Below are 23,827 nucleotides of genomic sequence, written 5' to 3' on the forward strand. Positions count from 1 at the left end.
GTCTATTCCTCAGGCCCGCGGCATGCCGAGCATGCGTTCGGCAATGATGTTGCGCTGGATCTCGTTGGTGCCGGCGTAGATCGGCCCCGCCTGGGCAAACAGGAAACCGTCCAGCCAGTGGCCGACATCGCCGGCCGCCGGCGCCTCGGGCTGCAACTCGCCGCGCAGGCCCAGGATGCTCATGGCGGTGTCGTGCATGCGCTGGTCCAGCTCCGACCAGAAGATCTTGTTGGTCGAGGATTCCGGGCCGATCTTGCCGCCCTGCACCAGTTGCGAGGCGGTCATGTAGGTGTTGAGGGTGTAGGCCTCGGCGTCCAGCCAGGCGCGCATCACCGCCTCGCCGATGACCGGGTCGCGGTCCGCATCTTCACGGTTGGCCTGGTACAGTTCCACCAGACGCCGGGCGGTTTCCTGGAAACGTGCCGGCGAGCGCAGCAACAGGCCGCGTTCGAAACCGGCGGTGGACATCGCCACGTGCCAGCCCATGCCCTCGCCGCCCAGGGCGTTTTCCACCGGGACCTTGACGTCGTCGAAGAAGATCTCGGCGAAACCCGGCAGGCCGTTGAGCTGCGGGATCGGCCGCACGGTGATGCCCGGCGTGTCCAACGGCAGCAGGATGAAGGTCAGGCCGTGATGGCGCTGGGACTGCGCATCGGTGCGGAAGATGCCGAACGCCCAGTCGGCCCACACCGCTCGCGTCGACCAGGTTTTCTGGCCGTTGATCACGTAGTGGTCGCCGACCCGCTCGGCCCGGGAGCGGATCGCCGCCATGTCGGAACCGGCACCGGGCTCGGACCAGGCCTGGGCCCAGATGTCTTCACCGGTGGCCATGCGCGGCAGGAAGCGCGCTTTCTGCTCGTCGCTGCCGTACTCCATCAAGGTCGGGCCGAGCAGGAAGATGCCGTTCTGATTGACCCGCGCCGGGGCCCCGGAGCGGTAGTACTCCTCTTCGAAAATCAGCCACTCGATCAGGTCGCAACCACGCCCGCCGAGTTCCTTTGGCCAGGTGACCATGCCCCAACGGCCTTCATTGAGTCTGGCTTCCCAGGCGCGGTGCTGGGCAAAGCCTTGTTCGGTGTCGAACGATTGCAGCGGTTCACTCGGTACATTGGCCGCCAGCCAGGTCCGCGCCTCGGCGCGAAAGGCCAGCTGGGCCGGGGTATAGGTCAGGTCCATGGAGGTGCCTTCAGCCGTTGAATCGGGCATCGCGTTTCTCGACGAACGAGTCGCGTGCTTCCTGAGAGTCCAGCGAGCGATAGGCTTCGAGGGTGAAGCCCTGCTCCCAGCGGTATTTGTCTTCCAGATTGCCGTCCTCGATGCCGCTCAGCGCTTCCTTGGCCAGGCTGATCATGGCCGGGCTCTTGGCAGCGATGCTGCGGGCGATCTGCAAGGCGGCTTCGCGCAGGTCCTCGCGCCTGACCACCCGCTCCACCGCGCCCAGGCGCCAGGCCTCGGCGGCACTGATCGGCTCGCCAGTGAAGTACATGTGACGGACTTTCTGCACCGGGAACAGGCGCTGCAGATGCGCACCGCCGCCCATGGCGCCGCGATCCACTTCCGGCACGCCGAAGGTCGCGCACTCGGACGCCACCAGAATGTCAGCGGCGCCGCAGATGCCGATGCCGCCACCGAGCACGAAGCCGTGCACGGCGACGATCACCGGTTTCGGGTTGCGGTGGATGGCCTTGAAGCTGTCGTAGTTGCCCTTGTTCACCGCGACGATCAGGTTGCCGTCGGCGGCCAGTTCCTTGATGTCGACGCCTGCGCAGAAACCGCGGCCTTCGGCGCGGATCACGATCACCCGCACTTCGCTGTTGCGGCCCAGGCTTTGGATTTCGCTGGCGATGTCGGCCCAGCCCTGGCTGTTGAAGGCGTTGACCGGCGGGCGGTCGAACACCAGTTCGGCAATGCCGTTATCGAGACTGACGCTAAATGGTTTCATGCTGTTGTTTCCTCACGACACACGGCGGCACAGTTCGCCCAGACGCGCTTCGGCGTCGCGGACGATCTGTTCAATCAATTGGGCGCAGCTGGGCAGGCTGTCGATGGCGGCGGCGATCTGTCCGGCGGGCAGCACGCCGGCCGCCGGTTGCCCGTCGACCATAGCTTTCTGGATCACCATCGGCGCGTTGGCGGCCATGATGCTTTGTGCCGCGCTCAGCTCACCGCTGCCGCGCATCTTCAGTGCGCTGCTCAGCAGTTGCAGGACGCTGGTGCCGGTGTGCCTGCGATAGGCCAGGCCGCTGCGCACCGCCAGCAGCAGGCGCTTGAGCCCGCCACTGTTTTCCAGTTGGGTGAGCAATTCGTTGCGGATCATCCGTTGCGGCATGCCGTCGATGGCGCGGCTGATGATGATCGCCGCCGGGTCCTTGACCGCCAGGTAGCGGGCCAGGGTCGCCGACGGCACCGGGCTGTCGGCGCTCATCAAGAAGCGCGTGCCCATGGCAATCCCTTCGGCGCCATAGGCCAGGGCCGAGACCAGCCCCTTGCCGTCCTTGAAACCGCCGGCCGCCACCACCGGCACCGACACCGCGTTGACCACCTGATCGAGCAGCATCGAGGTCGGCACCGAACCGGTATGCCCGCCCCCCTCGCCGCCCTGCACGGTCACCGCGTCGGCGCCCATTTCCACGGCCTTCTGCGCATGCTTGAGCGCGCCGACCGTGGGGATGCACACCACTCCGGCATTCTTGAGACGACTGATCATCTGCTTGCCGGGCGAACGGCTGTAGCTGACCGCCCGGACCCTGTGGCGCAACACCAGCTCGACAATTTCGCCGGCGTTGGCCTGGTACATGTGGAAATTCACGCCAAACGGCTGATCGGTCAGCCGACGAGTTTCGACGATGGCCGCTTCCATCTCCTGCGGTTCGATGGTCGCCCCGGCAAGAAAACCGAAGCCGCCGGCATTGCCGGTGGCCGCCACCAGTTTCGGATCGGCGACCCAACCCATGGCGGTCTGGATGATCGGATAACGGCAACCGAGCAGTGCAGTCAGGCGAGTATTCAACGAGATTGCCATGCTCATGCCTCGCCCGACTTGCGTTGGGAACTGGCCATGGCCCGGGCGTCGTAACCGCCGAGGCGATCGCCGGACACCAGTTCGTTGTGGGCATGGGCGAAGTGATGCAGGCCGAACACCATGTCCATGGTCGCGCGCTTGCCCATCAGGTCCTCGGCGTTGTTCACCGCCTGCTTGCTCAGTTGCAGGCCCAGGCGCGGCATCTGCGCGATGCGAGCGGCGATGTCGAGGGTCTGCTGCTCCAGTTCGTCGCGGGTCACCACCCGGTTGAGCATGCCCATCTGGTAGGCGCGCGGCGCCGGCATACGCTCGCCGAGGAACAGGAATTCCTTGGCGATGCGCGGATTGAGTTCATGCACATGGGCGAAATACTCGACACCCGGAATGCCCATGCGCACCACCGGATCGGCGAAATAGGCGTCTTCACTGGCGACGATCAGGTCGCAGACCCAGGCCAGCATCAGCCCGCCGGCGATGCACGCGCCCTGGACCATGGCGATGGTCGGCTTGGGCATGTCGCGCCAGCGCCGGCACATGCCCAGGTAGACCTCCTGCTCCCGGGCGTAGAGAAACTCGCCGCCCGGCTTGTTCACGTGGTCGTACCACAGGCTGGCGCGGTCGAAGCTCTTGTCGACGTCGCGACCCGGGGTGCCGATGTCATGCCCGGCGGAAAAATGCTTGCCGGCGCCGCGCAGGACGATGACCTTCACGTCGTCGTCATCACAGGCCCGGCGAAACGCCGCGTCCAGCGCATAGGTCATCTGCGAGTTCTGCGCGTTGTGGTATTCGGGGCGGTTCATGGTGACCAGGGCCACCGCGCCACGCACGTCGTACAGCACCGCATCGGCCTGATTGTTGTGGTTGTTTTCAGCCATCACTTGTCTCCGGAACGGCGGCGCTCAGCGTTGGCCTGGCGGATTGTCTTTAAGTTGCAGGGCACGCAGGTTGTGCGGGTCCAGGCGCTGGATCAGCTGTAATTGCGCGTCGGTGGGCGCGGCGGTGGTCGGGCAGTCGGCCGGCACAAACAGCTGGAAACCGGTGTTGTCCTGAACCTGCTCCACGGTCACGCCGGGGTGCAGCGAGCGAATCCGCATCTGCCGCTCGGGGCCCTGGAAATCCAGGACACACAGGTCAGTGATGATCAGGCGGATGTCGATCTCGTCCAGCGACCAGCCCCGGGCCAGGCGGGCCGGGTTGTAGCCAACCGAGGCGACCATATCGACCTCGCCTTCGACGAACACCCGGCGGTTGTGGCTGGGCACGCAGAAGGAGTTGGCGTGGCTGATGGAGTTGCCGGGAAATCCGCGCACCCCGAGCATTTGCGCCTTGGGTCTGGCGTAGTCGCCGATGCAGGAAATGTTCGCCTGGCCAAAACGGTCGATCTGGGTCGGGCCCACCAGCGCATGGCGCTTGCCGCCCCAGACGTTGTCGAAAATCCGCGAGAAGCCCATCCAGCTGTCGCGCTTGGGTTCATAGCCGTTGCGCGCGCCCAGCGGCACCGGCTCGGCGACCATGTAGGCTTCCGAATCGGTCATCAGCAACCGGGGGTTACCGGTCAGCATGCTCAGGGAAGCGGCCAGGCGCGGGATCACCCCGATGCCGCTGGCCAACACCTCGCCATCGTCGCGCCAGGCCTCGGAGGCGGCGCAGATCATCAGTTCGGCGAGGCTGTAAGTGGTAGTGCTCATCGCAAGGCTCCCTCAGAAAATCGGCAACGGCAGTTGGCGGATCGCAGCCAGGCCGCCGACCTTGTCCAGGTACTGTTCGTGGGTGCAGTCGACGTAGTCGCGCACATAGCCCTGCCAGCCATCGGCCGCCTGGACCGTGGCGTTGTAGGCCTTGAAGTGGGCGACGTCGAAACCGTAGAGCGGCGCGCAGGAAGACGGATGCGCACCGCCCGGCACGTGGGCCACGGCGGTGGTCAGGTTGCGTTCCCAGAACACCTGATGGGCGCGCTCGGGCTGCGCGTGGAACCAGTCGCTGTCGACCAGTTCGTCGCAGGTCACGTAGCTGTGGGTCGCGGCGCGCACGAACAGATCGTCCATGTAGTGGTCCGGCCCCGAGATCTGGCACACGCCCCGGGCGTCGGCGCGGTCGACATGGACCAAGGCGGCATCGAGCTTGAGCGCCGGCATCGCCACCCAGTCCTTGCCGTCGGCATAGGGCGAGGCGATCAGCTTGATCTGCGGGTTGTGGCGCAACACATCGGTGCCCAGCCCCACCGCCGTCGGAATGAACGGCACCTGCATCGCTGCGGCGCGCAAGCCGAGCAGGAGCATCCCTTCGTCGATCTCCATCACGTCCAGCACCGCTTCCTGGCGGGCCTTGCGGAAATACGGTTCCAGCGCAATGAAATCCAGCGAGACGAAGGCGAAGATCAGCTTCTTGATCTTGCCGGCGGCGCAGAGCATGCCGACATCGGCGCCGCCGTAGGCGACCACAGTCAGGTCCTTGAGGTCCGAGCGCAGGATCTCGCGCACCAGCGCCATGGGCTTGCGCCGCGGGCCCCAGCCACCGATGCCGATGATCATGCCGTCACGCAGTTGGCCGACGATCTCGGCGGTGGTCATTTGCTTGTCCATCGTCATGTTCCTCATTGGCGGCCGACACTGAAGTCGTGGCCCCAGTGGCTGACCACGGTGCTTTCGAACGGGGTGTGGCGGTCCCAGTCGACCACCAGGCCATCGCAGCCGTACTCCAGGTCAAAGCCGGACGGGGTCTTGATGTAGAAAGAGATCATCTGGTCGTTGGTGTGCTGGCCGAGGGTCGCCGACAGCTTCACGCCGTTGGCGTGCACGCGGTCCAGGGCGCGGCCGACTTCGTCCAGCGCGTTGACCTCGACCATCATGTGCACGCAGCCGTGGGGCATCGGGCACTCGAAAATCGCCAGGGAGTGGTGGCGACCGTTGTTGCAGTGCAAGAAATGAATGCGTTTCTGCGGCTCGGCCGGGTCCGGGGTGAAGCGCACTTTCATCAGGTCCGACAGGCCGAAACCGAGCACCTGTTCGTAGAAGTCACGGCAACGCTCGAAGCTCGGTGCCGGCAGCACCACGTGGCCCATGCCCAGATCGTGGGTGACGAAACCCTGGACTCCGACCGGCGAGACGAAACGGGCGAAGTCCTGCAACGGGCCCCAGAACAGCTCATGACGATTGCCATCCGGGTCGCTGAAGTGCACCAGTTCCTGGACCTTGCGCAGCTCGGCCTCGGCCGCCGTGCCACGGGTCACTTGCACGTCAGCCTGCTGCAGCTCGCTGACCGCCTGCTCCAGCGCGGCCTTGCCGGCCACTTCCCAGCCGCAGGCACCAAAACCGTTCTCGGCGCTCTTGTGCACCAGCACGCGGTAGTGGCGTTCGTCCATCTTCAGGTACAGGTGTTCGGCGTCAGCACAGTCGACCACCATCATGCCCAGCACCTGGCTTGCATAGTGACGCCATTGCGCCAGGTCGCTGGACAACAGGGTGACGTAACCCAGACCACGGATATCCATGGATGCACTCCTCGTTTTTCTAAGGCCCTGCCGCCCTTCGGCGGCTGCCGGGGGAGACTTTATGTAGGGCCTATTCAAGCGGGATCGGCGAGGGGCAACATCGTCCAATGGGACTAGCGCACCCGATGATGGCGGGCATAAAAAAACGGGCCTTGGGGACCCGTTGGAAAGTTGGCCTGACATCCGTGCCGGGCCGGTAAAACATCTGAGGTTCAACACACCTATGTAGCAGCCTTCGGCAGCTCCTACAGGTCAATGCCGGATCAACTCAGCCCTTGCGGAAATGCGGAATCACTTTCTCGCCAATGTTCTTCAGGGTTTCCAGCTGCGCCCACTGCGGCACGGTGCCCATCTGGCAGATGAAGAGGATTTCGTCGGCGCCGGCGTCGATCAGGCGCTGCACGTAGCCAATGCAATCCTCGACGGTGCCGTAGGCGTGGTTGGGGTTCATCATGGCCATGGTCGGGTCGGAGAAATCAACGCTGACTTCCTCGGAGGCGAAGCGCGACTTGATCACCGCCTGGCCGTTGCCATCGACGAAGGTGTCGTCCTTCCACTTCTCCGGATCCGGACGTTCGCCACCGCCGTACCAGTAACCCAAGGACTCCATGAAGTAACGCTGGCCCCGGATACCGATGCGGCGTGCTTCTTCGTTGTCATCCAGCACGATCGCCGGGCACAGGGCCGCGATGTGGCGGTTCGGACGGAAACCCACCTGATGCTTCACATCCCGGTTGTCCCAGGCCTGGTGGTACACCTGGACCTTCTTGGCGATTTCCTCCGGGCCACCGAAGCCCAGCACCAGCGAACCCATGCCACGGCTGCCGGCATTCTTCAGCGATTCGGTGTTGGTGCACGCCAGGTACATCGGCGGGTGCGGGTCCTGATAAGGCTTGGGATGGATCGGGCGTTTCGGGATCTGCACAAAATCGCCGTGATGCTCGATCTCGTCATACACGAACATTTTCGGGATCAGGTACATCATCTCGTCGATCTGCGGCTGCAGGGTCGACAGGTCATAACCGAAGGTGCCGGCCTCCTGCTGGGTGCCGCCCTTGCCCACGCCGAAATGCACACGGCCCTTGGACAGCAGGTCGAGGGTGGCGATGCGCTCCGCCACCTTGACCGGGTGGTTCATCGCCGGCGGCAGACAGACCACGCCGTGGCCGATGCCGATACGCTCGGTCTTGCCGGCCACGAACGCGAGCATGGTTTCCGGGGCCGACATGTGCGAGTAGTTGCTCAGCGCGGTGTGCTCGACGCACCAGAACGTGTCGAAGCCCAGCTTGTCGGCGAGCACGGCCTGCTCGACGGTGTCTTCGAAAATCTTGCGGTCGCCTTCGCGGCTGGAGTCCACCGTCTGGGCTTCGTAAATCAGGGAAAATTTCATGGTTGATCCTTGTGCTTATTGGATGCGCAATCGGCGCCAGGAACCTGTGCCTTGACGCCAATGCTCGGGCATTGGCGTCGCGCCTGAATCACGCAAACGGACTAGCCGTTTCAGAGGAAAAAGTCGCTGCTGTCCTGGCCCATGCTCACCCCGCCGAGGTTCCAGGCGTACTTGGCCGGGCTGTTGGCGACGTGGGCACGACCGGTGTGGATATCGCGGAACGCACGGTTGATCGGATGGCTGCGAAAGATCGTCGACGCGCCGCTGTTGAACATCAGATCGCCCGCGGCCTTGGCGCACTTGTCGGCAACCAGCGCCGAGTCGTAACGCATCTTCACCCGCTCGGGCATGCTCAACGGCTCGCCTTTGCGCGCCCGCTCCAGCATCAGCGCGAAGTTGCGATGCAGGACGGTCTTGCACTCGTCGACGCAGACCATGGCATTGGCCAGCGCCGACTGCGCGGCCGGGTCCTGGACCATCTTGCGTCCGTCATTGACCCCGACCCGGGCGCGGTTGTGCTCGACGAACTGATCCACCGCACCCTGCAGGGCGCCGATGGCGGACGACGAAACCGCGCGCACGAAAATCTGCCCGAACGGCAGGCGGAACAACGGCGCGGTGTTGACCGCGTTGCCCGGGCTGTTCTGCATGAAACCGTCGAGGGCGCGATGGATGCGGTACTCGGGAACGAAGGCGTTCTCCACCAGGACATCGTGGGATCCGGTGGCCTCAAGGCCCATGACATTCCAGTTGTCGAGGATCTGGTAGTCGCTGCGCGGCACCAGGAACGTCCGATAGTCCGGCGCGCCACCGGCCTCTTCCGGCGGCACCAGTGCCCCGAGAAACGCCCAGTCGCAATGCTTGCTTCCGGAAGAAAAACCCCAGCGCCCGCTCAACCTGAACCCGCCCTCGACCCGCTCGACCTTGCCCACCGGCATATAGGACGACGAGATCAGCACACTGGAATCACTGCCCCAGACATCCTGCGCGGCCCGGTCATCGAACAGCGCCAGCTGCCAGTTATGAATCGCCACCACCCCCAGCACCCAGGCCGACGACATGCAGCCTTCGGCCAGGGTCATCTGCACATCGAAAAAGTCCTTGGGCTCCAGCTCATACCCCTCCCAGCGCGCGGGCTGGAGAATGCGGAAGAAACCGGCATCGTGGAAATCCTTCAAGGTCTCTTCAGGCAACTGACCGGCCTGAGCGGCACTCAAAGCGCGTTCACGCAGGATCGGCACCAACTCACGGGCCCGTTGGCTCAGACGCTGGCGAATCAGGTCTTGGTTGAGCATTTTTATTCTTCTCCTCTGTCCACCCCATCCGCCGGGGCGCGCGTGCAACAGGGCCCAACAGCGCCCCCACGCTGGCATTCAAACAATGGAAAAAAGAGCAGGCATCCCTCAAACGGACCATGCGGGGGGTGACAGTGCGGTAGTTGTGGGAGCGGGCTTGCTCGCGAAAGCGGTGAATCAGGCGGCATTTATGGTGACTGGCGGGACGCCTTCGCGGGCAGGCTCGCTCCCACAATTCAAAACCAGGCCCATCACCAACAGCCCGGTCGGCCCAGAGGCCGCCGAGGCCTAGTCCCCTCGGACGATGCCCAACCCCCGCACCAGCGCAAAAATCCATCGCACTCCCCGCCCCAACCAAAAGGCCCAGCGCGATGAACGAGATCAACCTCAAAGCCGACATGCTCCAGGCCATGCGCCGCCTGGCCAAGTCCGTCACCATCATCAGCACCAGCAACGGCTCCGAGCGCTTCGCCATGGCCGCCACCGCCGTGGACTCCCTGAGCACCGAACCGCCGTCGCTGCTCATCTGCGTCAACAAAACCGCCTCGCCCCACGCCGCCCTGGCCACCGGCGCGGACTTCTGCGTCAACATCCTCGGCGTCGAACAACAGGACCTCGCCCACCTGTGCAGCGGCGCGATCAAGGGTGAAGCCCGTTTCGATCGCGGCAACTGGCTGACCAGCGCCGGCGGCATCCCTTACCTGGGCGACGCGCAGTCGGCGATCCTCTGCCGCCAGGACGGCCACTTCAGCTACGGCACCCACACCGTGTTCATCGGCCGCATCCTGCAGATCCACACCAGCGACGAAATCACCCCGCTGGTCTACCTCGACGGCAACTACACCACCACCGCCAAACCCACCCCTTCCTTCGCTGTCGCCGGCTGAGGCTGACCCGATATGAACGGGATGAAGGGAGTGACCGGGTTGACGCCGCTGCGAGTCAACAACGCCGACCAGCTGCCATGGGACGAGCGCTGCGATCTGCTGGTGGTCGGTTTCGGCGGCGCCGGTGTCTGCGCCGCCATCGAGGCAGCCAGTCGCGGGCTGGCGGTGCTGGCCGTGGATCGCTTCGCCGGCGGCGGCGCCACGGCGCTCAGCGGCGGCGTGGTGTATGCCGGCGGTGGCACGCCTTATCAGCGCCAGGCCGGTTACGACGACACCGACCAGGCCATGTTCGATTACCTGCGCCAGGAAGTGGGCGACGCCGTCAGCCCGCAGACCCTTAAGGATTTCTGCGAAGGCAGCACCGAACAACTGGCCTGGCTCGAACGCCAGGGCGCAGCGTTCGAAGCCAGCGTGCCGCCGCACAAAACCTCCTACCCGAGCGACCGGTACTACCTCTATTACTCGGGCAACGAAGCCGTGCCGGCCTATGCCGCCCAGGCCAAACCGGCGCCCCGCGGTCATCGCACCAAAGGCCCGGGCATGTCCGGGGCCAGCCTGTTCGCCCCGCTCAAGGCCAGCGCCCTGCGTCACGGCGTACGCCTGCGCAGCCAGTGCGAAGTGCGGCGTCTGGTGCTCGATGCGAATGATCGGGTGATCGGCGTCGAAGCCTGGCAACTGCCAGCGGGCAGCCCCGCGGCGAAACAGCATGCACGCCTGTCACGCTGGGCCAGCGCCCTGCACATGTACGCTCCGGCACTGGCCGACCGCTTGCGCGCCCGCCAGCGTCGCATCGAACAGCACAGCGCCGAGCGTCTGCTGATCCGCGCCAGGCACGCCGTGCTGCTGAGCAGCGGCGGCTTCATCTTCAACCGCGAACTGGTCAGCCTGCACGCACCGCAATACCTGGCCGGCCTGCCGCTGGGCGCCACCGGCTGCAATGGCAGCGGCATCGCCCTGGGCCAGAGCGCCGGGGGCAGTGTGGCGCGGATGGACAAAATCAGCGCCTGGCGTTTCATCAACCCGCCGCTGGCCTGGGCCCGCGGGCTGATCGTCAACGGTCGGGGCGAGCGTTACGCCAACGAGGAAATCTACGGCGCGACCCTCGGCCACGCCATGGTCGAAGAACAGGATGGCCGCGCAATCCTGATCCTCAACCGGGCGCTGGTGCGCGAAGCCGTGCGTCAGGTCGGGCCGGGCAAGGTGTGGAATTTCCAGCGCCTGCCGGTCCTGCTCAACCTGCTGTTCAACGCCAGACGCAGCAACGATCTCGGCGGCCTGGCCAAACGCTGCAACCTGCCGCCGGAACGGCTGCGCCAGAGCGTCGAACGCTACAGCCGCGCCGCTCGCGGCGAAGTCGCCGATGAGTTCGGCAAGTCCGCGGCGATGCTCGCCAACCTGGACCAGGGTCCGTGGTACGCCCTTGACCTGTCCTTCGCCAGTCGCCTGTTCCCCTGCCCGGTGATCACCCTGGGCGGGCTGAAAGTCTGCGAAGCCAGCGGCCGCGTGCTCGATCACGCAGGCCAACCGGTACAAGGCCTGTACAGCGCCGGACGCAACGCCGTCGGGGTCGCTTCCAACCTGTATGTCTCCGGCCTGTCCCTGGCCGACTGCATTTATTCCGGTCGCCGGGCTGCGGCCCACGTGGCCGATCAAGCCGCACTTCAAACCACACGCTCAGGAGAACAACAATGCAACGTGTAGAAGGCAAAGTCTGCATCATCACCGGCGCCGCCAGCGGCATCGGTCGCGAAGACGCCCTGCTGCTGGCCAGCGAAGGCGCCAGGGTCGTGCTGACCGATCTCAATGAAGAAGCCGGTCGCCAGGTGGCCGCCGAGATCGGCGCCAACGCGCTGTTCATCCGCCACGACATCGCCAGCGAAAGCGACTGGCAGCACGTGGTCAAAACCACCGTCGAACACTTCGGCCGCCTCGATGTGCTGGTCAACAACGCCGCGATCCTCGCCCTGGGCAGCATCGAAGACACCAACCTGGAGCTGTGGCAGAAGGTGCAGAAGATCAACGGCGACGGCTATTTCCTGGGCTGCAAGTACGCGATCCAGGCGATGAAGGAAACCGGTGGCGGCTCGATCATCAACATGTCGTCGGTGGCGGCGCTGGGCGCGATGCCGATGTTCTGCGCCTACTCGGCGTCCAAGGGCGCGGTGGCGGCGATGACCCGTTCGATTGCCCTGCACTGCAAGCAACAGGGCTACCGCATCCGCTGCAACAGCGTGCACCCCGATGGCGTCAACACGCCGATGACCCAGGCCCTGGCCGGCGGTCAGGCGATCCCCCAGGAAGCCCTCGACCAGGACCCGATGAACCGCATGGCCGCGCCACGGGACATTGCCAACGTGGTGCTGTTTCTGGCCACCGACGAGTCACGCTTCGTCAACGGCGCCGAGATCCGCGTCGACAACGCCCAGCTGATCAGCGGGCTCTGAGGTCGAGGTGAACATGGGCACGCAACAACAGAACCTGACCCCGGCCGAGCACACAACCGCAAGTATCCGCTTGCAAGTGTGCGCGGTGATCGACGAGACCCCCGATGCGCGCTCGCTGGTGCTGGATGTTCCGCCGGCCCTGCGTGAGCGTTTTCGCTACAAACCGGGCCAGTTCCTGAGTTTTCGCGTGCCCGTGGGCGGCAAGCTGTTGACCCGCTGTTACTCCATGGCCAGCTCGCCGCTTGCGGATGCGCTGCCCAAGGTCACGGTGAAGCGGGTCGACGGCGGCCGCGTGTCGAACTGGATGAACGAGGTGCAGGTCGGCGACTGGCTGGACGTGCTGCCACCGGCCGGGCATTTCTGTCTGGGCGAGCGGCAGTCGGTCGATACTGGCAAGCCGCTGGTGTTGTTCGGTGGCGGCTCGGGTATCACGCCGGTGTTTTCCATTCTCAAATCGGTGCTGCATGAAAGCCGGCGGCCGATCACCCTGATCTACGCCAACCGCGATGAAAGCTCGGTGATTTTCCGGGAGGAACTGCGGCAGTTGATCAAGGCGCATCCTGATCAACTGCACGTGGTTCATGTGCTCGATTCGGTGCAGGGATTCCTCGGCGATGCCCAGGTGCGTCATCTGTTGCGCGGCCTGGCCGGCGGTGAGTACTTCATTTGCGGGCCGGGGCCGTTCATGGACACCGTGGAGCGCACCTTGCTGGCGTTGGGCGAAGCGGCCGAAAGCATTCATGTCGAACGTTTCGTTTCACCGCCCGATCCCGATGAGCTGTTGGCCGAAGAAACCGCGGCGCGGGCCGCGGCCATGGCTTCGCACTGCGAAGCGCTGATCGTCGAACTCGACGGCCAGCAACACGAAATTCCCTGCCGCCCCGGCGACACCTTGCTGCAAAGCTGCAAGGCCGCCGGACTGGACGTGCCGTCCTCGTGTGAAGAAGGTTTCTGCGGCGCCTGCATGTGCGTGGTCGAAGAAGGCCAGACCCAACTGGCCCGCAACGACGTCCTCACCCCCAAGGAACTCGAACAAGGCTGGACCCTGGCCTGCCAGAGCCGCCCGACCGGAGCGCGGGTGCGCCTGAAATTCCCTGATTGATCCACAGGGGCCAATGTCAAACACAAAATCCGCGAACAACACAAAACCCCTGTAGGAGCTGTCGAGTGCAACGAGGCTGCGATCTTTTGATTGTTCAAATACAAGATCAAAAGATCGCAGCCCGCGGCAGCTCCTACACGGGGGAATGCGTTCATGGGCACCCCGTCGCCCTAGTCTCAATGGACGATCATGCAGCCCCTGTCTGCGGTTAGACTCGGCTCAAAGCTTTAGCCCTACAACAATAAAGAGGTGCAGTTATGGCTCGTTTGCAGAACAAGGTCGCGGTGGTTACCGGCGGCGCTTCCGGGATTGGTCTGGCTTGCGTGCGCCGCTTCGCCGCTGAAGGCGCGCAGGTGGTCGGTCTGGACATCGGCAGCGCGCCGGCGGATTTCCCCGGCCTGTTCATGACCCTGGATGTGCGCGACGAAGCGCTGGTGCAGCAGGTCATGCAGGAAGTCGTCAGCCGTTTCGGCCGCATCGACGTGCTGGTCAACGCCGCGGGCGTGGCGGACCAGGGCAGCGTGACCCAGACCACCACCGCCAACTGGCAACGGGTGATGGACATCAACCTGACCGGCAGCATGCTCACCAGCAAATACGCCCTGGCGCCGATGGTCGAGCAACGCAGCGGATCGATCATCAACGTCGGTTCGATCTTCGGCCTGCAGGGTTGCGACGGCAACGTGGCGTACAATGTGTCCAAGGGCGGCATCAACCAGCTGACCCGCTCGATGGCCATCGACTTCGGCTACGCCAACATCCGCGTCAACGGCCTGTGCCCCGGCCTGATCGAAACGCCGATGACCAGCATGGTCCGCGACAACGACGCGTTCCACGCCTTCTTCGCCTCGCAGCACATGCTCAGCCGCTCCGGGCAACCGGAAGAAGTGGCCAACGTCGCGCTGTTTCTGGCATCCGACGAAGCGTCCTTCGTCAGCGGCCAGATGATCGCCGTGGACGGCGGTTTCTCCGCCGGCCGCCGTTTCGCCCCGCCCGCCGCGTAACACCCCATCCGGCCGGGCGCCCTGCCCGGCCCACTCCCTTTTCCGTTCTTGTCTTCTAACCGGGGAGGCCCCATGCCGCCTGTCGCTACCGCTCTGACCTTCGCTCAACTGTTCGCCAACACGGCCCAGGCCTATGGCGACCGCCCGGCCATCGAGGACGCCGGGCGCGTCATCAGTTACCGGGAACTCGACCAGTTGCGCCGCCAGGCCGCCCGCGCCCTGCTGGCTCTGGACGTCCAGGTCGGCGACCGGGTGGCGATCTGGGCGCCCAATGTATGGGAATGGATCGTCGCCGCCGGCGCCCTGCAAAGCGTCGGCGCCGCGCTGGTGCCGCTCAACACCCGCATGAAAGGCAGCGAGGCCGGGTTCATCCTGCGCGAGAGCGGCGCCTGCGTGCTGTTCGCCATCGGTGAATTCCTCGGCGCCGACTATCCGGGCATGCTGGTCGGCGAAGACCTGCCGCAGCTGCGCCACATCGTCAGCCTGCGCAGCGCAGGATCGGGCACCCTGGCTTGGGAGCGGTTCATGGACCTGGCGGCCGACGTGCCGCAACTGGCCCTGCGCAGCCGCGAACAAATGATCGGCCCGCAGACCCTGTCCGATGTGCTGTTCACCTCCGGCACCACCGGCAAACCCAAGGGCGTGATGACCAGCCACGGCCAGAACCTGCGAATCGTGCGGGACTGGAGCGACATCGTCGGCCTGCGCGAAGGCGACCGCTACCTGATCGTCAATCCGTTCTTCCACTCCTTCGGCTACAAGGCCGGCTGGCTGGCGGCGCTGATGCGCGGCTGCACGATCCTGCCGCAGCAGGTGTTCGACGTGCAGGCGGTGCTCGAATGCGTGCAGCGCGAGCGCGTCACCGTGTTGCCCGGGCCGCCGACGCTATATCAGTCGCTGCTGGCCCATCCGCAGCGGGACGAATTCGATTTGAGTTCGTTGCGCGTGGCGGTGACCGGGGCGGCGGCGATTCCGGTGGAGATGATTCAGCGCATGGGCAGCGACCTGGGGTTCGCCACCATCGTCACCGCTTATGGCCTGACCGAAGTCTGCGGTTTTGCGACCATCTGCCGTTCCGGCGACTCTGCAGAAACGGTCGCCAACACCAGCGGCCGGGCGATGCCGGGGGTGGAGGTACGCTGCGTAGGTAGCACCGGTCGCAGCCAGCCGGCCAATGTTCCCGGTGAAATTCAGGTACGCGGCTACAACCTGATGCAGGGCTATTTCAACAATCCCCAGGCCAGCCAGGAAGTGCTCGACGCCGACGGCTGGTTGCAGACCGGTGACATCGGCATGCTCGATGAACAGGGTTACCTGCGCATCACCGATCGGCTCAAGGACATGTTCATCACCGGTGGCTTCAACGTCTATCCGGCGGAAATCGAACAATGCCTGCTGACCTACCCCGGGGTGGCCCAGGCGGCGGTGATCGGCATTCCCGACGAGCGCATGGGCGAAGTGGCCATGGCCTTCCTGCTGCCGGCGCCGGGGATTGAAATCGAACAGACTCGCTTCCTCGCCTGGTGCCGGGAGCAGATGGCCAACTACAAAGTGCCGCGGCGGGTGCGGGTGCTGGACAGCATGCCGCTGAATGCGGCGGGGAAAGTGACCAAGAATGTGTTGCGGGAGTGGGCGTTGCAGGTAGCGGGCTAATCACCACCTATGCAGGAGCGAGGCTTGCCCGCGAAGAGGCCAGCACATCCAACATGGATGGTGCCTGCCACACCGCCTTCGCGGGCAAGCCATGCTCCTACAGGTATTGAGTCGTCCAAAAAAGATCGCAGCCTTCGGCAGCTCCTGCAGGGGTCGTGTGTGAACCCGATTGTGTAGGAGCTGCCGAAGGCTGCGATCTTTTGACGTTGGATCAGACAACCCGCGCCGGATGCTGTCTGCGCGGCTCGCCCAGCATCGCGCGGTGCGACGGCGGCTGGCGGCCCTGGTCTTCGCTGATGCCATAACCGGCAGCGATTTCCGCGGTGATCAGGGTCTGCCCCGACAGCGCCATCAACTGCGGATCATTGAGCAACGCATGAATCACCCGGCCATTGAACTGCGGGGTTTCGGCATTGGCGAGAAACGCCTGGTACTGCTCGCCATGCTGCTCGCCTGCAATCTTCGTGCGCTCGGTCAATTGCGGTCCCAGCCACAGCGACAACGCCACCACGCGCTGCCCTTCGAAATCCACCGCCATGTCCGCCGCCAGTTTGTCGACACCGGCCTTCTGCGCGCCGTACGCCGGCCCGTGCATGTAGCACCCGGCGCCGAACGAGGAGGTAAAACAGATCAGTCCCTGGGCACTGCGCAGCAACAACGGCGCCGCGTAATAACTGGCGATGTACGCCGAGCGCAGGCCGACGTCGAGTATCCGCACCAGCTCCAGCGGCTTGGCCCAGAACGGCCCCGGCTCGATCAACTGGTCGTGGATGAACGCCGCATTGTTCACCAGCAGATCCAGGCGCCCGCATTCGCGCTCGACACGCTCGAACAAGGCACGCACCTGCCCATCGCTGGCATGATCACAGACCACCGCGATACCCCGCCCACCCGCCGCCGTAATCGCCGCGGCGGTGTCCTCAAGCGAACCCCGCAGGGCGTGCCCATACAAATTCGACCCGCCCTGATCCGGCGCGCGGCCGGTGACGTACACCGTCATCCCCGCCGCGCCCAGGGCCAGGGCAATGCCCCGACCCACGCCGCGACTGGCACCGGTCACCACGGCAATCCGATTGTTCATTCGACGCTCCCGAACAAGGTTTTCGCCGAGGCGGTTTCGCTCTGGCACTTGATGTGATTGGCCGCCAGATAACCGAAGGTCATGGCCGGGCCGATGGTCGAGCCGGCGCCCGGATAGGTGCGGCCCATCATCGAGGCGGCGCTGTTGCCGATGGCGTACAGGCCTTCGATCGGCTGGCCGTCTTCGTGAAGCACACGCGCATGCACGTCGGTGAGCAGACCGCCCTTGGTGCCGATGTCGCCGGCATCGATGCGCACGGCATAGAACGGCCCCTTGAGCAGCGGCGCCAGGCACGGGTTGGGCTTCACGTTCGGATCCCCGTAGTAGCGGTCGAACAGCGACTCGCCCTTGTGGAAATCTTCGTCGACGCCCCGCACCGCCATGCCGTTGAAACGCTGCACGGTGCGCGCCAGGCCCGCCGCATCGACGCCGATCTGCGCCGCCAGTTCTTCAAGACTCGGCGCCTTGTGGAAGTATTCGCGCAGGTGTTCGGGCAGTTGCCAGTCGCGCTGGGCGTAACCCGGCAACAACGCGCCGCAGGGGTATTTGCGGCGGAACTCAGCGTCGAACACCATCCAGCACGGCACGCTCGCGGCGCCGTCACGGTTGTTGGCGTACATCGCGTAGACGATATCGGTGTAGGGCGCGGCCTCGTTGACGAATCGCTCGCCCGCCGCGTTGACCATCACGCAGCCCGGCAGAGTCCGTTCGACGAACAGCGCCCGCTGTTTCTCTTCGCCGCGCACATGGGTGGTCGGCGCCCACCAGCTGTGCTCCATCAACGCGGTCTGCGCGCCGATGGCAAGGCCCGCGCGAATGCCGTCGCCGGTATTGTTCGGCGGTGTGGCGCTCCAGCCGGCCTGCGAGGGCTGCGGCAGGTACTGTTCGCGCATCGCCTGATTACGCTCGAAACCACCGGCGGCGATGATCACCCCGTAGCGCGCCTTGACGTTGAGCAACTGCCCGTTGCGACTGACCCGCGCACCGCCGACCCGGTCACCGACCAGCAGCAGCTCTTCCAGGGCACAGTTCAGCCACAGCGACTTGCCGCGATCCTGCAACGAACAACGCAAGGCGCCGATCAGCGCGTTGCCCAGGGTCAGGTAACGATCCCGCCTGGACAATCGCCGCCCCTCGCGATCGCGCCAGTAGCGCCACATCACCCGCAGGGTCAGGCGCAGCCAGCCGGGACCACGGCACAGCAGCACCTGCGCCTCCTTCATGGTCATCGCCATGCGCCCCATCATCAGGGTGCCGGGGGATGGCGCACGCATGCGCAAGAATTCTTCGCCCAGTTCGGCGGCATCGAACGGCAGCGGGTCCATGGAGCGATAGCCCGGTTTGCCGCCTTCGACTTCCGGGTAGTAGTCGGCGTAACGCGGTTGCGCCTCGAAGCGCACGCGGGTCTGGCGCTCCAGGTACTCGACCATTTCCCGGCCGTGCTCGACGTAAGCCTCGATGCGCCCGTCGTCGATTTCGCCATGGGTCACGGCGCGGATGTAGGCAATCGCTTCGGCGGCCGAATCGCTGCCACCCAGGGCCTCGATTCGGTGATTGCCGGGGATCCAGATACCGCCGCCGGACACCGCCGAGGTGCCGCCGTATTCGCCGCTTTTTTCGATCAGCAGCGCATTCAGGCCCAGGTCATGGGCACGCAACGCAGCGGTCATGCCCCCTGCTCCCGAGCCGGCCACCAGCACATCACAACATTCGTCCCACTTGATCCCGGCAGTGTTCATGCGATCACCCTTGTTCAGCGCCCATCGGGCAGAAACCGCCGCTGCCCAAGCTTTGGCGGGAGGCGGTCGGTCTCGGGATTGTTCGTGGCGTACGCTGTGTGTTCATCGTCCGATGGGACTAAGGCCGGGGGCATATCCGTTTCTTCGGTAACGGCGGCGTGGGGTTCTGCCCTTACGGCTGTTCTTTTGATTGGGGGCATATCCATTGCTGCGGTAACGGCGGCTTATGGTTCCGCCTGACGGCGGGTTACTTTGGAGAGCGCAAAGTAACCAAACGCTTGATCCCCTGACGTACGGCCCCTCGCTTAGGCTCGGGGATTTCTCTGGGAGCGGTGTACATCCGCAAGAATCAGGTCGGCTGTCAGGCCGTCATCGCTGGCAAGCCAGCTCCCACAGGGGACAGCGCAGGCCGAGCGTTAGCTCGCCTCGGCGGCTTTTGATCTTGATCCACCCGCCCCTTCGGCAGGCTGGCAATGGATATGTACACGATCAAAAGAGCCTCCGCGAGCAGGCTCGCTCCCAAAAAAAGCCCTGCCCAAATCGCTTAGTCCGCTCGGACGATGTTCCCCGCAAGTCATGACCCCATAGTCGCCCACAACACCCATCACCCCAGAAATGCAGGTCGGGAAAGGCCCGGCCTGGGCATGAGGACGACATGATAAAAACAATAATCGCCCCACAATCGCTGCACCCGCGCACCCGGCTGGCTCTGCTGTTGCTGGCGGGCGGGTTGAGCACGCAGGTCAACGCCATGAAGTTCCAGCCCAGCGATGACCTGAGCGTCGACTGGGACACCACGCTGACCTACAGCCTGGCGTGGCGCACCGAATCGCGCGATCACAAGCTGGTGGCCAATGCCAACGGCAACGACGGCGACAACGCCTTCGACCGCAACAGCCTGATCAACAACCGCGCCGGTTTCCTGACCGAGGCCAACATTCAATGGCGTGACGATTACGGCGTGTTCCTGCGCGGCACCGGTTTCTACGACAACGTCTACGACCGCGGCAACGACAACGACACCGGGACGTCCAACTGCTTCGCCGGCGGGCATTGCAGCCGTCCCGACCGCTTCTCCCAGGACACCATCGACCAGCACCGCGACGAGCTGCGCATGCTCGACTACTACGCCTACGGCACCTGGGACCTGGGCGGCCACAACCTCAATGCGCGCCTGGGCAACCAGGTGGTGAGCTGGGGTGAAAGCCTGTTCTATCCGGGCATTTCCGCCGCGCAAAGCCCGGTGGACGCGACCAAGGCCACCACCCCGGGCGTGGAGGTCAAGGAGATTCTGTTGCCGGTCGGCCAACTGTTCACCCAGTTCAGCCTGACCGACAGCCTGGATATCCAGGCCTACTACCAATACAAGTGGGAAAAGACCGAGCTGTTCGGCGTGGGCAGCTACTTCTCCACCACCGACTTCATCGACGAGGGCGGTTTCAACGACGCCACCGGGTTCCTGACCCGCCTGGGCGACGAGAAACCGAGCAACAGCGGCCAGTACGGCGTGGCCTTCACCTACGCCGCCGAGTCGCTGAACAACACCGAGTTCGGCCTCTATTACTCGCGTTACCACGACAAGACGCCGTCCCTGGATTTCCAGAGCGACCTGGGTCACTACCGCGCGGTGTACTTCGACAAGATCGACCAGTACGGCGCCAGCTTCTCCACGGTGCTGGGCGACGTGAGCTGGGCCGGTGAGGTCAGCTACCGCGACGGCGCGCCGGTGATGGTCGACAACGGATTCTCCAGCCCCGTGCGCGGCAAAGTGATGCAGGCGCAAACCTCGGCGATCTACGTCGTGGGCCCGACCTCCTGGGCCGACAACACCACCCTGACCGGCGAGCTGGTCTACAACACCGTGCTCGACAACGACAAATCCACCCCGGTCACCGTGGCCCCCGGCGTGACGCTGCCGGGCACCGACAGCCTGGTCTACGACCGCGATGCCTGGGGTTACACGGTGCAGGTCAACCTCGATTACAACAACGTGTTCAGCGGCTGGGACATGTCGGTCCCGGTGACCTACAGCACCGCCGCGCAACACGACAGCGCCCTGGTGGGCTCTATCAACGCGGGCCAGGGCGACGATCGCGCGAGCATCGGCAGCTCCTGGCGCTACCTGGGCAACTTCACCGTCGAGGCGCGCTACAACGCCTACCTGGGCAACGCCAACAACAGCCCGCTGGCCGACCGCGACAACGTCGCGCTCAACTTCAAGTACCGATTCTGATTCCCCTGTCGGAGGAGCACAGCATGTCCAGATTTACCCAAACCTTATTGTCCACGGCGCTGACCGTCGGCCTGCTCGGCAGCGGCCTGGCCCACGCCAAGGTCAGCAACGAAGAAGCCGCGCGCCTGGGCCAGGACCTGACCCCGATGGGCGCCGAAAAGGCCGGCAACGCCGACGGCAGCATCCCGGCCTGGAGCGGCAAATGGCTCGGCCTGCCGCCGGGCCTGAAGTTCGACGGCCCGGGCTCGCCGTACCCGGATCCGTATGCCTCGGAAAAACCGCTGTTCGTGATCGACGCCAAGAACATGGACAAGTACGCCGCCAACCTCACCGACGGCCAGAAGGCGCTGCTCAAGCGTTACCCCGATACCTTCAAGATTCCGGTGTACCCGAGCCATCGCGACTTCCGCGTCGATCCGAAACTGGTGGAGGCGGTGAAGAAAAACGCCGTCAGCGCCGAACTGGACAACGACAACAACGACACCAGGAACGCCTGGGCCGGCTCGCCCTTCCCGATCCCGAAAAACGGCAGCGAGCTGATGTTCAACCACACCCTCGCCGGCCGCGCCGCCGCCGAAGAGGCCAACTACCGTCAGGCCGTGGTCTATTCGAACAAGGAGCGGGTGATCGAGGAGGTCAACTACAAGATCTTTTCCATCTGGTCCAACCCGGATAAAACCCTGGAGTCGTCCAACGGCATTCTCACCAACTTCCTGATCACCACCCTGGAACCGGTGCGCAAGAAGGGCGAGATCGTGGTAGGTCACGAGTTCATCAACCCCACCGCCTCGCCGCGCCAGGCCTGGCAGTACAGCCCAGGCCAGCGCCGCGTGCGTCGCGCGCCAACCGTGGGTTACGACTCGCCGACCGGCGCCGGCGGTTTCCGCGTGTACGACGAGGACCGCCTGTTCAACGGCGCGCCGGATCGCTACAACTGGACCATCGTTGGCAAGAAGGAAATCTACATCCCGTACCACAACTACAAGATCGACGATCCGAGCGTGAGCACCGACCAGATCCTCGACACCACCGGCCACGTCGACCCGCAGTACATGCGGTATGAAAAACACCGGGTCTGGGTGTTGCAGGCAACCCTCAAGGAAGGCGCCCGTCATGTCTACGCCAAGCGGGTGTTGTACCTGGACGAAGACACCTGGGCCGCCACCCTGGCGGACAACTACGACAGTCGCGGGCAACTGTGGCGCACCAACATGCAGACCTCGATCTACGCCTACGAGATGCAGCGCTACCACGCTCGCCTGGGCATCTACCACGACTTGATCGCAGGCTCGTACCTGGTCGACCGGATGCTGATCGATCAGAAACCGGCGAAGTTGAATGCCTCCAACTTCACCGATGACGAGTTCACCCCGGGCAACCTGCGCAAACTGGGCACCCGCTGAACACCGCAACGCCCCGACCGATGCATTTCGGTCGGGGCGTTGTGCTTTGCCCCCCCGCGGTCCTTGTAGCAGCTGGCGAAGCCTGCGTCCGGCTGCGCAGCAGTCGTAAAATAAGTGCATCCGGTGCGTCAGACACACCGAGCAGGCAGGGTTTACGACTGCTTCGCAGCCGGACATAGGCTTCGCCAGCGGCTACAGGGTTCTCGGTTTGGCCTGATTTTTTCTGAAGACTCGAGGGACTTTTTTATGAACAAACTGCTTACCGCCGCCATCGCCGTGGCCAGCGTCGGCCTGTCGCTGCAGGCCAATGCTCTGACCATTCTGCTGACCAACGACGATGGCTGCCGCGCGCCGGGTATCGATGCGATGTACCGCGCGTTAACGGCGGCCGGGCACAAGGTGATGCTGGTCGGGCCATTGAATGACAGCAGTGGTATCAGTGCGGCCAGCGTGGTGGTGCCGGGTCAGGCGTTGGCGGTGACGGAACTGGCGCCGGGCAGGTTCTGCGTCGGGCCGCCGCAAGGGTATGTCGCGCCGGCCGGCAAGACGTCGGCCATCGGTACGCCGGTGGATGCGGTCAACGTCGGGCTGGATGTGATTCTCAAGGACTCGCCGCCGGACCTGGTGGTGTCGGGGAGCAACTTCGGCGAGAACGTCGGGCCACTGACGCAGATGTCCGGCACGCTCAATGCGGCGGTGCGGGCGATGTTCAAGGGGATACCGGCGGTGGCGGTGTCCACGGCCATCGACATGGACCTGATCATCCGCGATCAGCAGGCCGGCTATCGCAAGACCCTGGGCGCCATGGACGATACGGCGCGGTTCGCGGTGAACGTCATCGAGCGGGCGACCCAGGTCGGCGCACAAGCGCGCAAGGCCTGTGCCAGCCACAAAAAGCAGTGTGACTTGAACATTCTCGGCCTGCCGGGAGTGAGCGGCCTGAACCTCAACTACCCACCCCTGCCGCCCGCCGAAGTCAAAGGCGTGAGCTTCGCCCCGATCGGCAACTGGGACCGCGTCAACTTCACTTCCCAACGCAGCAGCGACGGCACCGTCCACGTCAACCTCGCCCCTCCCGCCACCC

At 64.7% G+C, this 23,827-nt stretch carries 20 protein-coding genes; 9 read left to right on the plus strand and 11 right to left on the minus strand.

Going from position 1 to position 23,827, the window contains the following annotated elements:
* Positions 1-9 precede the first annotated feature (9 nt).
* The 9 genes from HNO86_RS24345 to HNO86_RS24385 form a co-directional block, all read right to left on the minus strand.
* On the minus strand, positions 10-1,176 hold the full coding sequence (locus tag HNO86_RS24345) for an acyl-CoA dehydrogenase family protein (RefSeq protein ID WP_175379489.1): 1,167 nt from the start codon (positions 1,174-1,176) through the stop codon (positions 10-12).
* 10 nt (positions 1,177-1,186) lie between these two features.
* Complete coding sequence (locus HNO86_RS24350) at positions 1,187-1,942, minus strand: enoyl-CoA hydratase family protein (protein ID WP_175379470.1); 756 nt, start codon at positions 1,940-1,942, stop codon at positions 1,187-1,189.
* A gap of 12 nt (positions 1,943-1,954) precedes the next feature.
* Positions 1,955-3,022 carry a nitronate monooxygenase family protein gene (locus tag HNO86_RS24355; protein WP_175379471.1) on the minus strand — a complete coding sequence of 356 codons (1,068 nt, stop codon included), beginning with the start codon at positions 3,020-3,022 and terminating at the stop codon, positions 1,955-1,957.
* Positions 3,023-3,024: 2 nt separating this feature from the next.
* Entirely contained in the window at positions 3,025-3,897 is an 873-nt protein-coding gene (locus tag HNO86_RS24360) for an enoyl-CoA hydratase (protein WP_175379472.1), read from the minus strand.
* A 24-nt stretch (positions 3,898-3,921) separates the two neighbouring features.
* The gene (locus HNO86_RS24365) at positions 3,922-4,710 is read right to left on the minus strand and encodes a CoA-transferase subunit beta (RefSeq protein WP_175379473.1); all 789 of its coding nucleotides are present in this window, start codon (positions 4,708-4,710) and stop codon (positions 3,922-3,924) included.
* A gap of 12 nt (positions 4,711-4,722) precedes the next feature.
* The gene (locus tag HNO86_RS24370) at positions 4,723-5,604 is read right to left on the minus strand and encodes a CoA transferase subunit A (RefSeq protein ID WP_175379474.1); all 882 of its coding nucleotides are present in this window, start codon (positions 5,602-5,604) and stop codon (positions 4,723-4,725) included.
* Between the two features lie 11 nt (positions 5,605-5,615).
* Complete coding sequence (locus HNO86_RS24375) at positions 5,616-6,512, minus strand: VOC family protein (RefSeq protein ID WP_175379475.1); 897 nt, start codon at positions 6,510-6,512, stop codon at positions 5,616-5,618.
* Positions 6,513-6,780: 268 nt separating this feature from the next.
* Positions 6,781-7,902 carry an LLM class flavin-dependent oxidoreductase gene (locus HNO86_RS24380; protein ID WP_175379476.1) on the minus strand — a complete coding sequence of 374 codons (1,122 nt, stop codon included), beginning with the start codon at positions 7,900-7,902 and terminating at the stop codon, positions 6,781-6,783.
* A 110-nt stretch (positions 7,903-8,012) separates the two neighbouring features.
* On the minus strand, positions 8,013-9,197 hold the full coding sequence (locus HNO86_RS24385) for a flavin-dependent monooxygenase (RefSeq protein ID WP_175379477.1): 1,185 nt from the start codon (positions 9,195-9,197) through the stop codon (positions 8,013-8,015).
* Between the two features lie 371 nt (positions 9,198-9,568).
* Between HNO86_RS24385 and HNO86_RS24390 the strand changes: the two genes are divergently transcribed.
* From HNO86_RS24390 to HNO86_RS24415, 6 genes are all read left to right on the plus strand, one after another.
* Complete coding sequence (locus HNO86_RS24390) at positions 9,569-10,084, plus strand: flavin reductase family protein (protein WP_175379478.1); 516 nt, start codon at positions 9,569-9,571, stop codon at positions 10,082-10,084.
* Positions 10,085-10,105: 21 nt separating this feature from the next.
* Entirely contained in the window at positions 10,106-11,785 is a 1,680-nt protein-coding gene (locus HNO86_RS24395) for an FAD-binding protein (protein WP_175379490.1), read from the plus strand.
* Complete coding sequence (locus HNO86_RS24400) at positions 11,773-12,528, plus strand: glucose 1-dehydrogenase (protein WP_175379479.1); 756 nt, start codon at positions 11,773-11,775, stop codon at positions 12,526-12,528. Before HNO86_RS24395 ends, HNO86_RS24400 begins: the two co-directional genes overlap by 13 nt.
* Positions 12,529-12,541: 13 nt before the next feature.
* Positions 12,542-13,630 carry a ferredoxin--NADP reductase gene (locus HNO86_RS24405; protein ID WP_175379480.1) on the plus strand — a complete coding sequence of 363 codons (1,089 nt, stop codon included), beginning with the start codon at positions 12,542-12,544 and terminating at the stop codon, positions 13,628-13,630.
* A 257-nt stretch (positions 13,631-13,887) separates the two neighbouring features.
* A complete protein-coding gene (locus HNO86_RS24410) occupies positions 13,888-14,634 on the plus strand; it encodes an SDR family NAD(P)-dependent oxidoreductase (RefSeq protein WP_175379481.1) in 747 nt (248 codons plus the stop codon).
* 72 nt (positions 14,635-14,706) lie between these two features.
* Positions 14,707-16,287 (plus strand): FadD3 family acyl-CoA ligase, encoded by a 1,581-nt coding sequence (locus tag HNO86_RS24415; RefSeq protein ID WP_175379482.1) that lies wholly within the window; start codon positions 14,707-14,709, stop codon positions 16,285-16,287.
* Positions 16,288-16,498: 211 nt separating this feature from the next.
* On the opposite strand, the gene HNO86_RS24420 is transcribed toward HNO86_RS24415, so the two are convergent.
* Together HNO86_RS24420 and HNO86_RS24425 are read right to left on the minus strand one after the other, a co-directional pair.
* The gene (locus HNO86_RS24420) at positions 16,499-17,368 is read right to left on the minus strand and encodes an SDR family NAD(P)-dependent oxidoreductase (RefSeq protein WP_175379483.1); all 870 of its coding nucleotides are present in this window, start codon (positions 17,366-17,368) and stop codon (positions 16,499-16,501) included.
* Positions 17,365-19,107, minus strand: coding sequence for an FAD-binding protein (locus HNO86_RS24425; RefSeq protein WP_175379484.1), 1,743 nt, complete (start codon positions 19,105-19,107; stop codon positions 17,365-17,367). The genes HNO86_RS24420 and HNO86_RS24425 overlap by 4 nt, the downstream gene beginning before the upstream one ends.
* A 655-nt stretch (positions 19,108-19,762) precedes the next feature.
* On the opposite strand from HNO86_RS24425, the gene HNO86_RS24430 reads away from it, so the two are divergent.
* The 3 genes from HNO86_RS24430 to HNO86_RS24440 form a co-directional block, all read left to right on the plus strand.
* Positions 19,763-21,340, plus strand: coding sequence for a DUF1302 domain-containing protein (locus HNO86_RS24430; RefSeq protein WP_175379485.1), 1,578 nt, complete (start codon positions 19,763-19,765; stop codon positions 21,338-21,340).
* Between the two features lie 23 nt (positions 21,341-21,363).
* The gene (locus HNO86_RS24435) at positions 21,364-22,743 is read left to right on the plus strand and encodes a DUF1329 domain-containing protein (protein WP_175379486.1); all 1,380 of its coding nucleotides are present in this window, start codon (positions 21,364-21,366) and stop codon (positions 22,741-22,743) included.
* A gap of 246 nt (positions 22,744-22,989) precedes the next feature.
* The coding region (locus HNO86_RS24440; protein WP_175379487.1) for a 5'/3'-nucleotidase SurE at positions 22,990-23,827 on the plus strand (838 nt) is incomplete at its 3' end.

The sequence above is a fragment of the Pseudomonas sp. C1C7 genome, assembly GCF_013359595.1.
In the GTDB taxonomy this organism is placed as follows: domain Bacteria; phylum Pseudomonadota; class Gammaproteobacteria; order Pseudomonadales; family Pseudomonadaceae; genus Aquipseudomonas.